Here is a 13,765-nt window from a genome sequence, read left to right on the forward strand (position 1 = left end):
ATTTGGAATGCAATTATTGTTAAAGGATAAAATTGTTGAAATTGAAAATGGGAATATATTATCACCACAAGGATTTACAACAGCAGGGGCACATGCCGGCCTCCGCTATACTAGAAAGGACTTAGGAGTCATTATTAGTGAAATCCCGGCTTCATCTGCAGCAGTTTATACCACAAACCAATTCCAAGCAGCTCCTTTAAAAGTAACTCAAGAAAGCATAGCGAGTGAAGGGCTCTTACAAGCTGTTGTTGTAAACAGTGCCTGTGCCAATGCTTGTACTGGAGAAAGAGGATACCAGGATGCACTAAAAATGCGCTCCTTAACAGCTGTTAAATTTAACATTAAGGAAAATTATGTAGCCGTCGCATCGACAGGTGTTATTGGTAAATATTTAGATATGAATAAAATCGCAAATGGCATTCAATCATTATCACCAGGCAATTTAGACAGTAATGCAGTTGATTTTCAAACCGCTATTCTGACTACCGATATTGTGATGAAAAGCTGTGGATACTCAACCATCATCGATGGCAAAACCATTACCATTGGGGGAGCGGCAAAAGGATCGGGAATGATTCATCCAAATATGGCTACCATGCTTGGTTTCTTAACAACAGATGCAGCCATCTCTTCTGAGAATTTATCGACCGCCTTAAAAAGTGTAACTAATAATACTTTTAATCAAATTACCGTAGATGGAGATACCTCTACAAACGATATGGTTCTTGTTATGGCAAATGGGCTGGCAGAGAATAATCCGTTAACTCCAGAACATCCAGAATGGACAACATTTGTTGAGCTTTTAACAAAAGCTTGTGAAAATTTAGCAAAGCAAATTGCTATGGATGGAGAGGGAGCTACAAAGTTAGTTGAAGTGAATGTACTAGGAGCAAAGGATCATGAGGAAGCAAGATTCATTGCTAAACAAATTGTTGGGTCAAATTTAGTGAAAACTGCCATATTTGGTGCCGATGCCAACTGGGGACGAATCATCAGCGCGATTGGGCAAACAAAAGCGGTGATTAACCCTAATACAGTCGATATTGCCATCGGTGATATTAAGATGCTTGAAAATAGTGTACCATGTTTCTTTTCAGAGGACGAAGCACGAGAGTATTTAAATCAGCCATTTATTACGATTTTAGTTGATTTGCACGTGGGTAATGGATCCGGTAAAGCATGGGGCTGTGACCTATCTTATGACTATATCAAAATCAATGCCAGCTATCGCACGTAAGGATCGGTGAAAATAGGATGAAATATATTGTTATCAAATGCGGCGGCAGTATTATAGACGAGTTAACACCCTCTTTTTTTACAAGTCTTTCCGAACTGAAAAAGCAAGGTTATAGACTGGTCTTTGTCCATGGCGGCGGTCCCGATATTAATGAAATGCTCGAATTATTTAATTTGAAACCACAATATGTAAATGGACTTCGTAAAACAGATGAGCAAACACTAAAAATTGCTGAAATGATTCTATCAGGCCAGACTAACAGAAAGCTTGTAGCAATGCTTCAGCAGCACCAATTTTCCGCAATTGGGATAAACGGAAGCGATGGGGCTTGTTTACAAGCTGATTATTTAAACCGTGAAGAGCTTGGTTTTGTCGGAGAAATCAACAAAGTGAACACAGAATTCTTAGAACTTGTCGTTAATGAGAAGTATATTCCTGTCATTACCCCGATAGGAATTACTAAAAACGGCGAAAAAATTAATATTAATGCAGATTATGCGGCAGCAGAGGTGGCCAATGCCCTTCATGCAGAACAATGCCTATTTGTTACCAATGTTGATGGAGTATTCATTGAGGGCTCGCTCGCCAGAAACCTTTCAAAGCAAGAGGTCAATACCTATATTGCAAATGGTGAAATTAGCGGCGGGATGATTCCAAAAGTTGAATCAGCGCTTAATGCTGTAGAAAAAGGCGTTGAAAGCGTTATGATCGTTTCCGGTAAAAAGACATTTTTTGAAAATGGCAAATGGAACGGTACGAGAATTTATCATAAGGAGCCGATTACAAATTGAGTCACTTATTTCCAACCTATGCACGCTGAAATGAGGAACTAGAAAATGGAGCTGCCATTATAAAAGAGATTCTAGAAAAAGCATACATGTCAGCTAAAAAGCAGGAAAGGGTTATTAAATTATTACCATCAAAATCCAAAGGACCCGAAATAATTTCGTGGTCCTTTTTAGCATGGCTAAATAATAATATTGAATTTTAAATATTAACGAACGGTGTCTTCCCTAGCATATGCCCTAAAGTCTTACCAAATGAATAAAATATTTTCATTTGAAATATCCGCTATTTTGTGTTAAATTGAGCAAATAATAATTTAAATTTAAAGAATATTCTTGAAATTAGGCGGATTATCACACCCAACCTAGTTCAGCTGGTAATCTACGGCTGAATCTCTGTCACCTCTCTGTAAAAACGAAGCTTTGGTGTTTTTTTCTTCTCATAAGTAATTCTCTTTATATTTGGCCAATATGATACTGTAAAATCAATATGCAGGAAAGGGAATGGATATATGGGACTTTTTCTTTTTACTTCAGAGGCCTCGTTTCAAAGAGCCTTTAATCAGTTATGGAAAACTTCCGCAGTAAATAAAAGTTTATTTCAACAGGCTGTTTTTGCAGAAGCAGCTGTACTTCTGAAAGAACCAAATGGATTGGCAAAGATTTTTAAATATGCTCATCTTTTTGATGAAGCCGGGGTATTTGCGGGGAAGCCATGGGAGAATGTCCGTAAGCTCAATCCTGTTCTTGTTAGAGGTACTTTCCATGCCGGCGGCATCATGGCAACAGCCGAGGCACTGAGCAATCTAAGAATTCTCGCCATTGCCAGAGGTGATTATGTACATCCAGAAATGTCGGTGTCTGAAGCAACTGAATTTTTGACGAAGGTTATGGCTTTGAACCTAGATCTACTTTTAATGAAAGAAACGGAAGAAAATCGGGTAAATCATCTTTACAAAGATAAACAAGCATCGGAGATTTTAGGATTTATCTCAGATCACTGTTTTTCGCCGTTTGTTTTTCAAAGTCTGTATCAGGAAGTCGATAATCTAGCCGTACAAAGACCAATTGTAACGGATAAAATCCTAAAATTAATTGCCAGCGCAAAAAAGTTAGCTGGCAACATGGAAGAGGCAGATCCAAGCTTGATGCATTATGTAAATGCCGTTTATTCTCCATCTGACATGGCCGCTGCAGCTTCCGTTGAAAGTTATGAAAATAAACTTAAAGCCAGCAATGATTTATTATTAACTCGGGAAGCCAATCAACTGCGTGCATCAGTGGAGCATACTGGGCTTGTTTCACCATTCCATGCGATATTTTTAAACTATATAAATAAAGAAAAAGCAGAATTGCTTCAGAGCATGCTGGGCACGGATGAAACAGCCAGGGAAAACCTGCGGTTGAATCTGCCTTTTGTTTCTTCTCTAATCGATTCAGCCGTTACGATTAAAACTAGAAGAAGCATTTATGGTTTAATACGCCTTCTGGAGCGAGATATTTTTACTAAAGAATTCATAAGGGAGTTAGGGAAGCTTTTAGAAGTTTCACTTCACGAAAATATTAAAAACAAACTTGCAGCAGTTCATAAAAACACTGATACAGATGTCCTTCGTTCTCTTCTAGTCTCGGAAATGATAAGCATTTTAGGACAGCCGCTTGGGATTGGTCAAGGATTTAACCCAACGTGCCAATCGACAAGAGCACTCAGCTATTGGTCACAAAAGGAGCCTGTCATGCTGATCAAAATATTTAATCATTTTCTTGAGAATGGAAAAATCACTATTAATTTTGAGGAAAGACCCATTTCTTCCGATACGCTTACGCATATCTCACTGGATGATGTGGATAATATTGATGCCGTATCACTACTCTTGATTCCTCACCTTGATTCTATCTATTTTGAAATGTTAAAGGCCGCCAAAGGACGCGGGCAGGATCCCCATAAATGGATCAACCCCTCTTTTCATATAAAAGGAATATGGACCGAGTTTTCAGATGCATACAATGACTTTGAATTTAAAGCCAAATTCCACCGATACTATCACCCTTCGATTAATCAAAATGTCAATGAAGGGCTCCCTCAGCCAGCTGGCATTACGATTTACAACAATTCTGGTCAAGCGCTTGGAGCCCATGCAGTACTTATTCAAAGAGTAGAACCTGACCCTGCAGGCTGCATTCGCGTTTATTTTTATAATCCAAATAACGACAGCCTTCAAGTGTGGGGAAACTTCATCAGAACTAGTGTTTCAGGAAATGGTGAGCAAGAAGGGGAGTCGTCCCTTCCTTTTAACGATTTTCTGCACTGCTTATACGCTTTTCACTTCCCAAAGCAGGATTGATGACTCTCATACCACCGTATGTATAAGTTACGTATAAGGCTTGGATTACTCCAGCAGGAGTTATCCAGGCCTTTGAAAATAAGGGGCGGCACTCACCACTTTAAAATAGTGAACGATGGAATGATTTGAATAATGTCAAAAAATTAGATCTAATTATTTTCAATTTTGCTGCACTCAAATTCATTGAGAGGAGTAAAAGTAAAATGACCATTTGTAAGCAATCTGTTCAGACTTTTATTAATGGAAAAATTTTCACTTCTAATCCGGAACAACCATATGCAAACGCCATGATTGTACGGGATGGAAGAATAGTGTGGATTGGGGAGCAATCAGATTTAGAAAATATAGAAGGAGATTATGTGGATCTTAATGGCAATAGAGTGCTTCCTGGTCTTATCGATGCTCATTTACACCCTTTGTGGCTTGCTAATGCATCCACCCAAATCGCCTGCACCCCGCCACTTGTCAATTCGATAACAGATTTAATTGAACAAATTCGGAATTTAAGTACGTCCAATAAATTAGGTAAATGGATTGAAGGTTGGGGTTATGATGAAGGAAAATTGTCTGAAGGAAGAGCTCCAACACGCTGGGATTTAGACGAAGCCGCCACAGATATTCCTATTTTCATCACTCGGACATGTACCCATACTGCAGTTGTAAACAGCAAAGCATTGGAATTAGCAGGGATTACGAAAAATACACCGGATCCACAAGGCGGAAAGATTGATCGAGATTCAAATGGTGAACCAACAGGAATATTACGTGAAAATGCGAAAGATCTCGTCCAGCACATGATACCAGCTAAATCTCTGGAAGAAAACGCAGAATCATTAGCTGAGCTAAGTACAATGTTACTTGCACATGGTATTACAGCAATAACAGATCTTATGTCCAGATCCAAACCAATTGATTATTTTGACATATATCATGCAGCTGTCAAAAAAGGACTTAAACAACGTACTGCTCTATATTATCTGTGGGAAGATTTGAAGGAACAACTTATATTGGGACCAGATAAAATTAAAAGAGAAAATCAAATTCACATTGGCGGTATCAAATTATTCTCAGACGGAAGCATCTCTGGAAAAACAGCATGGGTCAATCCGCCATTCTTGGGCGAAGAAGAAAATTACGGTATCCAAATGACAACTGCGGAAGAGTTATTAGCTGCTGCAAAAGCAGCGGAACAAAATCATATTCAATTGGTTGTCCACGCAATGGGCGAGCAGGCCATTGACTTAATCATTGACACTTTTTATGGTAAAAAAGGCTGGCTTACAGACGGTCCTTCTATTCGGATTGAACATGCGGCAATGCCTGCACCTCGGGCCATCCAGCGAGCTGCTGAAACGGGTATTGCCTTTGTTACTCAGCCAATTTTTGTGTTTGCAGAAATTGAGAGCTACCTTAAAAACCTTGGGTCTGAGCGTACAAAACAAACCTATCCTATTCGCTCTATGCTGAAATCTGGGATAAAATTGGCGTTTTCTTCCGATGCACCTGCGACCGCTTGGGCTGATCCCGTAAATCCATTTACTGGAATCATGTCTGCTGTCACACGCTTAGCGTATGATAATTCGGATACTGGACAAGATCAAAGGATAGATTTAACAACCGCCATCATGCTTTACACAAAAGCAGCGCAAGAGATCACACGGATTCCTCATATTGGACAGCTTACTATAGGTAATCATGCTGACTTTATTGTTCTTGACCAGGACATATTTGAAATTGATCTTGAAAAGATTAATACAGTTCTCGTTAAAAAAACATATTTGGGTGGAAATTTAGTTTTTCAAAGATAATTCTTTTACGAAATGCTAAATTGCTGTGGGCCGAGGTATACTAGATGATCCATATTGGTCTCTGCATACCTTTGCCTACTAAAATTACAATAATCAATACCTAATATATACTAACGGAAATCAACAACTTAGTCTTCATTTTATACCTCTCCTTTTACTTCTTTCCTCATAGAGAATCGTTTATAAGTATAAGCATCACTTGTTCTATGAGTAAAATAGAGAAAGTGATGGAAATTCACTTGACAATAAACAAATCGCACTTGATTACTAAAAATCGATATATAAATGTCAACTTAGACAAATTTGTTTAACGTGTTCATTTCACTGCCACTTAACTAGATAATACTATACAGATATGATACATTATAAAAAAGTAACTACTATATACGGAAGGGATTTACTATGTTGAATACTGAACAAATCAATCTGGAAACCTCCTTTATTTTAATTGAACCAAACACTCCTTTAGTAGAATTAAAAAACAAGATCCTACAGTACCAATTTGCCGTAATTACAGGGGAAAGACACTATACCATTACAAATAGTGAATATAACTTTATCCTATCAGATACCGATTCAAAGCCTGTAATTCTCCGGCTTGAAGAAATGGAATGGATTCCTTCTACAGTCCTTACAATGTCAGAAATTTTTGAATCAAACGCAGATTGGAGACGCCCAGTTCTAATAAAAAACGAAGAAAAAGAAAATATTATGGGAGTTATAACCGCTAACGAGTGGATTCGAAGCTTACAGGTTGAAAATAAAAAGATAACTGCCTATTTTCACACATTAGCAGAAACAGTGAATGATGCCGTTACAGCTGTAGATCAGGAGGGCAAAGTAATTTGTTGGAATGCCCCTGCAGAAGGGACTTATGGAATCAAGCGTGAAAATATTCTCGGCCGAAAAATCGGGGAATACTTCCATGTAGAGGATATCGTGTTACATCGTATTTTAAATGAGGGCCGCCCGGTTCGAAAAGCATATCATCGCCCTGACAGTGATACCCACGTTTTAATCAACGCTTCTCCAATTATACAAGACAATATCATTATCGGAGGAATTGCAACGGAGCAAGATATTACTCGAATTGTTCGACTTAACGAAGAATTGTATTCATCTTTGCCTCAGCTTGTCCATCCAGAAAATCCTTTCTCTTCTATCATTGGAACTGGGCCAGAAATTCAACAAGTGTTACAAATTGCACAGAAAACTACTTATGCTGATATCCCCGTCCTCTTAACTGGTGAATCCGGATCTGGGAAAGAGATGCTGGCACAAGCGATTCATTACAGCAGTTCAAGAAAGAATGAGCCTTTTTTATCCGTCAACTGTATCTCTGTTCCTGCAGGGCTTTTAGAAGCAGAATTGTTCGGCTATCAAAAAAAAGCTTTTACAGATGAGGAACAAGTGGGACAGTCTGGTAAGCTGGAACAAGCAAGTCAGGGAACTCTGTTCATTGCAGATATTGACCGAATGCCATTTGATATTCAAGTAAAACTTTCAAATTACTTGGAACATCAATCATTTTATCGTATAGGAGGAACAGAATTAGTTACAGCCCAAACACGCATTGTCGCCTCTGCTTCGCCTATAATAGACACAATGGTACAAGAGGGAACTTTTCATAAGGATCTTTATTACCAGTTAGCCGTAATAAAAATCGACATTCCTCCATTGCGTGAACGAATCGAGGATACTGTGGAGTTAGTTCAAAAATTCATGCAAGAATTTACCGTAAAGTATAAGAAGCCAATGCCAAATATTGATCCAACGGTTATGACTGCATTAATAAACTATGATTGGCCAGGAAACGTCCGAGAGCTTCGAAATGTAGTAGAACGCTTTATCTTGCTGAATGATGAGGATGTGATTACACTCGAACATCTTCCAAAAGAAGTGGCTGCTTCGAGTCAGCCTATACATGCTAATCCTATAGCTATCCCTAGCCAAGACACGCCATTATATAAAGAACGTATATCTATCAATGAGGAAGCTTTCATGATTGAAGAAGCGTTACGTAAAACATATGGAAATAAAAGTGCAGCAGCCAAGCTGCTTGGTATATCCAGGGCAACACTATACAATAAAATTAAAGAATACAGGCTCGATTCACATAGTGAGTAACAAAAGCTATTATTGATATATTTGGGATCCAGTATAAAACAAAAGAGTTCAATCCAGGTTAGGATTGAACTCTTTTTGTATAGCTACCTTAATTTTGAAAGGTTAAGTTAAATTAGCATTTATGTTTTTTAGACCCATCGTGCTGTTAGTAACTGAGAATCATATAGATTTTTCCTATTTGTAATATACGAACTAACTAAGAATAAATGGCAGGTAAGCTAAACTTGTTTACTCTTCCTAATAGTAAAAGAAGGCTTTATCTATCGCACCCTGCATTCCCTTCATTTACTTGGAGAAGAATCCTTTAAGAGCAAAAGCTACATTTTGCGGTCTTTCTGCCAAACAGCGCATAAAGTACCCAAACCAATCATTTCCAAAAGGAATGTAAACACGCATTTTGTACCCTTCTTGAACTAAACTTAGTTGCATATCAGTTCTAAATCCATATAACATCTGAAATTCAAATTGGTCACGTGGAATATTATGTTTTTGAACGAATTCTTTTACTTTGGCAATAATATGGTGATCATGGGAAGCAATTGCGGTATAGCTGCCGCTCAGCAAATGCTCTTCAATGATTCTCATATAATTTTCATCTACCTCTTGTTTCTCTTGATAGGCAACTTCAGGAGATTCCTTATAAGCTCCTTTAACTAAACGCAGAGAAATTCCTTTTAATTCTTTCACATCCTGTTCAGCACGGTATAAGTAAGCTTGAATCACTGTTCCTACATTATCATAAGTTTGGCGCAGTTCTCTCAGGATATCTAACGTGATTTGACAATGCGCATGGTCTTCCATATCAATTCGGACAAAATTATTGTGTTTTTTTGCTGTCTCAAGAATTCTCCGCATATTTCCAACACAAAAGTCCCGATCAATATCCAACCCTAGTTGAGTCATTTTAACAGATAAATTACTATTTACTCCAGCTTGGGCAATGGCTTCTAAGGTTCTTACATTATATTCTGTTGCTTCTATCGCTTCTTCTCTACTTGAAACGAATTCTCCTAAATGATCAAGTGTACAAACTAAGCCTTTTTTATTTAATTCTTGAACTTTTTTAATAGCACTCTCGATAGTATCTCCCGCCACAACTTGGGAAGCTCCAAATCGGAGACCCCACTTTTTCGCAGCCTTATTTAATCCCTTACTTTGAGAAGCATAAAGAAAGACATTTTTTGAGACCTCTGCTAACATAAGCTACCCTCCCCTTAGATGCTACGTTTCTATTCTTGAATGAAAAAATTTTATAAGTGGGCAGCCTTTTTAAAGTTGCCCACTTTTTCTTAAAACATTTCGCTCGTTGTTTTCGCCTGCATATGCAGAATAAGGTAATCAGGTCCTCCTGCCTTTGAGTCCGTTCCTGACATGTTAAACCCACCAAACGGATGGTATCCAACGATCGCTCCCGTACAACCTCGATTGAAATAAAGGTTCCCTACATGAAATTCTTCTTTTGCCCGCTCAATATGGTCACGATTGTTAGTAATTAATGCTCCTGTTAATCCATAATCCGTGTTGTTCGCAATTTTCATCATATGGTCAAAATCACGCGCCTTACAAAAAGCGACAACAGGGCCGAAGATTTCTTCCTGCATGAGACGTGCTTTTTCGTCTACATCAGCAATGATGGTCGGTTGAATAAAGAATCCTTTAGAGTCGTCACCTTCTCCACCCGTCATCAACTTGCCTTCTTCCTTACCGATTTCGATATATTTCATAATTTTATCGTAAGAAGCCTGACTGATAACAGGACCCATATAGGTATTTACATCTTCTGGATTACCAACCGTTAAGGTTTTTGTTAATGCCACGGCTTTTTCAAGTACTTCATCATAAACATCCTGGTGTACCACTGCACGGGAACCTGCCGAACACTTTTGTCCTGAGAATCCGAATGCAGAATAAACAATGGAGGATGCTGCTAAATCTAAATCTGCGTCTTTATCTACAACTACTGTGTCTTTTCCGCCCATTTCGGCAATCACACGCTTTAACCAAATTTGCCCCGGATGTACTTTTGCCGCACGCTCATAAATACGGCAGCCTACTTCACGAGATCCTGTGAAGGAGATGAAGCGAGTTTTTGGATGATCAACAAGATAATCGCCTATTTCCGCACCCTCTCCTGGAATATAGTTGAGCACCCCTTGAGGAAGACCTGCTTCATCCATGACTTCCACGAACTTTGCTGCTACTACCGGCGTATTGTCAGACGGTTTAAGAAGGACGGTGTTCCCCGCTACTATAGCTGCCGTCACCGTTCCAGCCATAATTGCCAATGGGAAGTTAAATGGTGAAATGATGACACCCACACCCAGTGGTATGTACGTAAACTTGTTACTTTCTCCCTCACGGCTTTGTACAGGGACCCCGTCCTTTAATTGCATCATCTGACGAGCATAGAATTCAAGAAAGTCAATGGCTTCTGCTGTATCTGCATCAGCTTCCTTCCAAGGTTTCCCAGCCTCTTTAACAAGATAGCCCGAGAATTCATGTTTACGACGGCGAAGGATAGCTGCTGCTCGAAATAAGATGTTTGCTCTCTCTTCCGGATCTTGCTTTTTCCACGTTTCGAATGCAGAAAGTGCAGCTTGCATCGCTTTTTCAGCCCATTCTTTATTAGCCTTGGAAACTATACCAATAACTTCCTTCTTATTACTCGGGTTAATCGATATAGTTTGTTCATCCGTTTTAATATGTTCGCCTCCGATAACAAGCGGGTACTCTTGGCCTAATTTTGACTGAACTAACATTAAAGCTTCTTCAAATGCGTGTTTATTTTCTTCTAGTGTAAAGTCGGTAAACGGTTCATGTTTGTATGGTTTAATTTGGTTCTTATATTCTGTAATCATGCGGCTCTCTCCCTTATATAAAATAATAGTTTTTTTGCTTACCATTAGATTTTTATAATCAATAAATACCTAACTAAAACATCGATTTTAGTATTTCTTCTTAAACTACTAAAAACAATCCGTAATGATTCTAAAATAAACAAGCGTCTATCAATTGACATATTATGCTAGTTATTACTTTATTTTCAATACTGCTTTAGTGAAAATATTGTGTTGCTATAATATCGCCTCCTTTAAAATTATTACATAATTTTAAATATGTTAAATTTTCTGATTCGTTATAAATGTATTATAAACATTCTTTACACTTTTGTATATTATTTTTTAAAAAATTGTTTAACTTTATTTTTAGAAACAAAAATGTACAATAAGTAACGAATGATAAACAATTTTGTTTTCACAACAAACTCTATACAATTTACTATTTTTCCAAACATTCATATTAAACTTCCTAACGTAAGTATGGTTCAAATACATTAAAAAACTGTATCCTATAGACTTGCATCCATGCCAGGTGCACACAAAAAGCCTCGAATACTATTAAATTCGAGACTTTTTCAAAACAGCGTGCTAGATATTTTACTATTTTTAAGTATTTTATCTTTCTAGGAAACAAATATGGCTTTTAAACAACGGCTATAGCTAAACAAGGATCATTAAAACAAACAACTTCCGTAAGAATTTTGCAACCTTGGAGTTTTTCAAAAACTTCTCTCGCTTCTTCTTCTGTATCAAATTCAAACATTGTAGTGTGGTTTCCTTTTGAGTAGACAGTGATTACCCACATAAAAACATCTCCTATGAAAAGATAAATTTTAGCCCTTTGCTTTGTACTGAAGAGGCATTTGCTTCTTTTTCTCCGATATTAAACCAGTTGATCGTTTGTTCTTAGTGACAAAGAAGGAAACCAAAACGAATACCACGATAAGTAAGGTTAAAAAGAATTGTGAACGCATTGAATCAATAAATGGCATCGCTACAAAGACACTGGCGATCGCAATAATTGTGGCATATGTCAAGTAAGGAAATAACCACATTCTTATTTTCAGTGCTTCAGGGTTTTCTTTTTCATATTTTCTCCTCATACGGAGTTGGGAGAAGGCAATCACCAGATAAACAAGAAGCGCTACTCCTCCGGAAGCATTAACTAAAAAGAGAAATATCTTATCCGGGGATAGGTAATTGAATATCACGCTAATATATGAAATCACAGTACATCCCAAGATAGCATAAAGCGGTACTCCATTCTTGTTGACCTTAAAAAACATACGGGGAGCATCACCATTTTGTGCCATAGCAAACAACATACGGGAACTTGTGTAAAGACCGGAATTCAAGCAAGAGAGTACGGCTGTCAGAACAATAAAATTCATGATTTGGGCCGCAGCTGGTATGTTCACAAGCTCAAGTACGGAAACAAAGGGATTTTTCAGCAGAGTCTGAGAATCCCATGGGAGAATCGTAACTAGCACTAAAATTGAACCTAGATAGAAAACTAAGATTCGATAAATAACACTGTTTGTCGCAACAGTAATGGCTTTTTCAGGATTTGGTGTTTCTCCTGCTGCAGTTGCTACAATCTCACTCCCCATAAACGAGAACATAACGAGAGTGATTCCCAAAAATATAGAATTGATTCCATTTGGGAAGAATCCGCCTCTATGTATAAGATTAGAAACCCCAGGTGATTCTATGCCAGGTACGAAGCCGAATATAATGGCCCCTCCCAAAATTAAAAATAAAACAATGCTTACTACTTTAATAAGGGAGAACCAATACTCGAACTCGCCAAACGATTTAACAGAGTACACGTTAGTCAGGGTTAATAAGAAGGTAAGGACAAGACTAACCGACCAAGAAGGCAAGGAAGGAAACCAGTACTGAATAATGTTCGCTCCTGCGATTGCTTCAACAGCAATAACAATAACCCAGAAAAACCAATATAGCCAGCCGATTGTATATCCAGCCCACGGACCTAGCGCTTCCCGAGCATACGTGGCAAAGGAGCCACTAGATGGGTTGACCATTGACATTTCCCCCAGCATACGCATGACCAAAACCACAAGCAGTCCTGCCAGCGCATAGGAGAAAATTGCAGCCGGTCCTGCCATATTAATTAAGGATCCACTCCCTACAAATAATCCAGCACCAATGATTCCCCCCAGAGAAATCATGGTAATATGGCGAACTTTTAACTCTTTCTTTAATTCCGTTTGATGATTCACATCCTGCCCCTCCTCTATTATAAAAAATATAATACCGAACAATAACCAAAGCTGTTTAATTTGCTTAGCATAGAAAAAAAAGATCGTGAAAACCCTTTCATTTTTAAGTACCGCATCCGAGACCTATCGAAATTCCTCCTTTGTCTAATCCGCTTATTAGATGAATCACTGGCAAATTCAATTGAAATGCGGAATAGTAGATTTTACCCCCTTAAATTTTGCAATATTTTGAATATATATCGCAAACACATTGTATAAAATTTTGTTCAATTTTGTCAATACAATAAACCAATTTTTACACTTTTGTTAATATTTCAGTATGATTATATAATGTGTTATTTTTTTAAAAAACTATATTATTACCTTTTCCAAGATAAAAA

9 protein-coding genes are annotated in these 13,765 nt (G+C 38.0%); 5 read left to right on the forward strand and 4 right to left on the reverse strand.

Annotated elements, in window-relative coordinates:
• The first annotated feature begins 7 nt into the window (after nt 1-7).
• The 5 genes from argJ to AC6HZ4_RS16675 all read left to right on the forward strand — a co-directional run bounded on the left by argJ (nt 8) and on the right by AC6HZ4_RS16675 (nt 8,302).
• A complete protein-coding gene (gene argJ / locus AC6HZ4_RS16655) occupies nt 8-1,237 on the forward strand; it encodes a bifunctional ornithine acetyltransferase/N-acetylglutamate synthase (RefSeq protein ID WP_497490759.1) in 1,230 nt (409 codons plus the stop codon).
• Nucleotides 1,238-1,254: 17 nt separating this feature from the next.
• Nucleotides 1,255-2,028, forward strand: coding sequence for an acetylglutamate kinase (argB, locus tag AC6HZ4_RS16660; protein WP_497490760.1), 774 nt, complete (start codon nt 1,255-1,257; stop codon nt 2,026-2,028).
• A 506-nt stretch (nt 2,029-2,534) separates the two neighbouring features.
• Nucleotides 2,535-4,367 carry a hypothetical protein gene (locus AC6HZ4_RS16665; RefSeq protein ID WP_497490762.1) on the forward strand — a complete coding sequence of 611 codons (1,833 nt, stop codon included), beginning with the start codon at nt 2,535-2,537 and terminating at the stop codon, nt 4,365-4,367.
• Between the two features lie 125 nt (nt 4,368-4,492).
• On the forward strand, nt 4,493-6,175 hold the full coding sequence (locus AC6HZ4_RS16670; protein WP_497490763.1) for an amidohydrolase: 1,683 nt from the start codon (nt 4,493-4,495) through the stop codon (nt 6,173-6,175).
• A gap of 402 nt (nt 6,176-6,577) precedes the next feature.
• The gene (locus tag AC6HZ4_RS16675; protein ID WP_497490764.1) at nt 6,578-8,302 is read left to right on the forward strand and encodes a sigma-54 interaction domain-containing protein; all 1,725 of its coding nucleotides are present in this window, start codon (nt 6,578-6,580) and stop codon (nt 8,300-8,302) included.
• 285 nt (nt 8,303-8,587) lie between these two features.
• Here the strand turns inward: AC6HZ4_RS16675 and AC6HZ4_RS16680 are convergent, their stop codons facing one another.
• The 4 genes from AC6HZ4_RS16680 to AC6HZ4_RS16695 form a co-directional block, all read right to left on the reverse strand.
• On the reverse strand, nt 8,588-9,502 hold the full coding sequence (locus tag AC6HZ4_RS16680) for a proline dehydrogenase family protein (RefSeq protein WP_497490766.1): 915 nt from the start codon (nt 9,500-9,502) through the stop codon (nt 8,588-8,590).
• An 89-nt stretch (nt 9,503-9,591) separates the two neighbouring features.
• Nucleotides 9,592-11,160 carry an L-glutamate gamma-semialdehyde dehydrogenase gene (gene pruA / locus AC6HZ4_RS16685; RefSeq protein WP_497490767.1) on the reverse strand — a complete coding sequence of 523 codons (1,569 nt, stop codon included), beginning with the start codon at nt 11,158-11,160 and terminating at the stop codon, nt 9,592-9,594.
• Nucleotides 11,161-11,785: 625 nt separating this feature from the next.
• The gene (locus AC6HZ4_RS16690; RefSeq protein WP_497490768.1) at nt 11,786-11,947 is read right to left on the reverse strand and encodes a hypothetical protein; all 162 of its coding nucleotides are present in this window, start codon (nt 11,945-11,947) and stop codon (nt 11,786-11,788) included.
• Between the two features lie 28 nt (nt 11,948-11,975).
• Complete coding sequence (locus AC6HZ4_RS16695) at nt 11,976-13,385, reverse strand: amino acid permease (protein WP_497490770.1); 1,410 nt, start codon at nt 13,383-13,385, stop codon at nt 11,976-11,978.
• Nucleotides 13,386-13,765: the final 380 nt, after the last annotated feature.

This window comes from Ectobacillus sp. OTK (genome assembly GCF_059698935.1).

Bases quoted from the DNA above. Each gene is read 5' to 3' on its own strand.
- argJ (WP_497490759.1), top strand. From the start codon at position 8: ATGCAATTATTGTTAAAGGATAAAATTGTTGAAATTGAAAATGGGAAT.
- argB (WP_497490760.1), top strand. From the start codon at position 1,255: ATGAAATATATTGTTATCAAATGCGGCGGCAGTATTATAGACGAGTTA.
- AC6HZ4_RS16665 (WP_497490762.1), top strand. From the start codon at position 2,535: ATGGGACTTTTTCTTTTTACTTCAGAGGCCTCGTTTCAAAGAGCCTTT.
- AC6HZ4_RS16675 (WP_497490764.1), top strand. From the start codon at position 6,578: ATGTTGAATACTGAACAAATCAATCTGGAAACCTCCTTTATTTTAATT.
- AC6HZ4_RS16680 (WP_497490766.1), bottom strand. From the start codon at position 9,502: ATGTTAGCAGAGGTCTCAAAAAATGTCTTTCTTTATGCTTCTCAAAGT.
- pruA (WP_497490767.1), bottom strand. From the start codon at position 11,160: ATGATTACAGAATATAAGAACCAAATTAAACCATACAAACATGAACCG.
- AC6HZ4_RS16690 (WP_497490768.1), bottom strand. From the start codon at position 11,947: ATGTGGGTAATCACTGTCTACTCAAAAGGAAACCACACTACAATGTTT.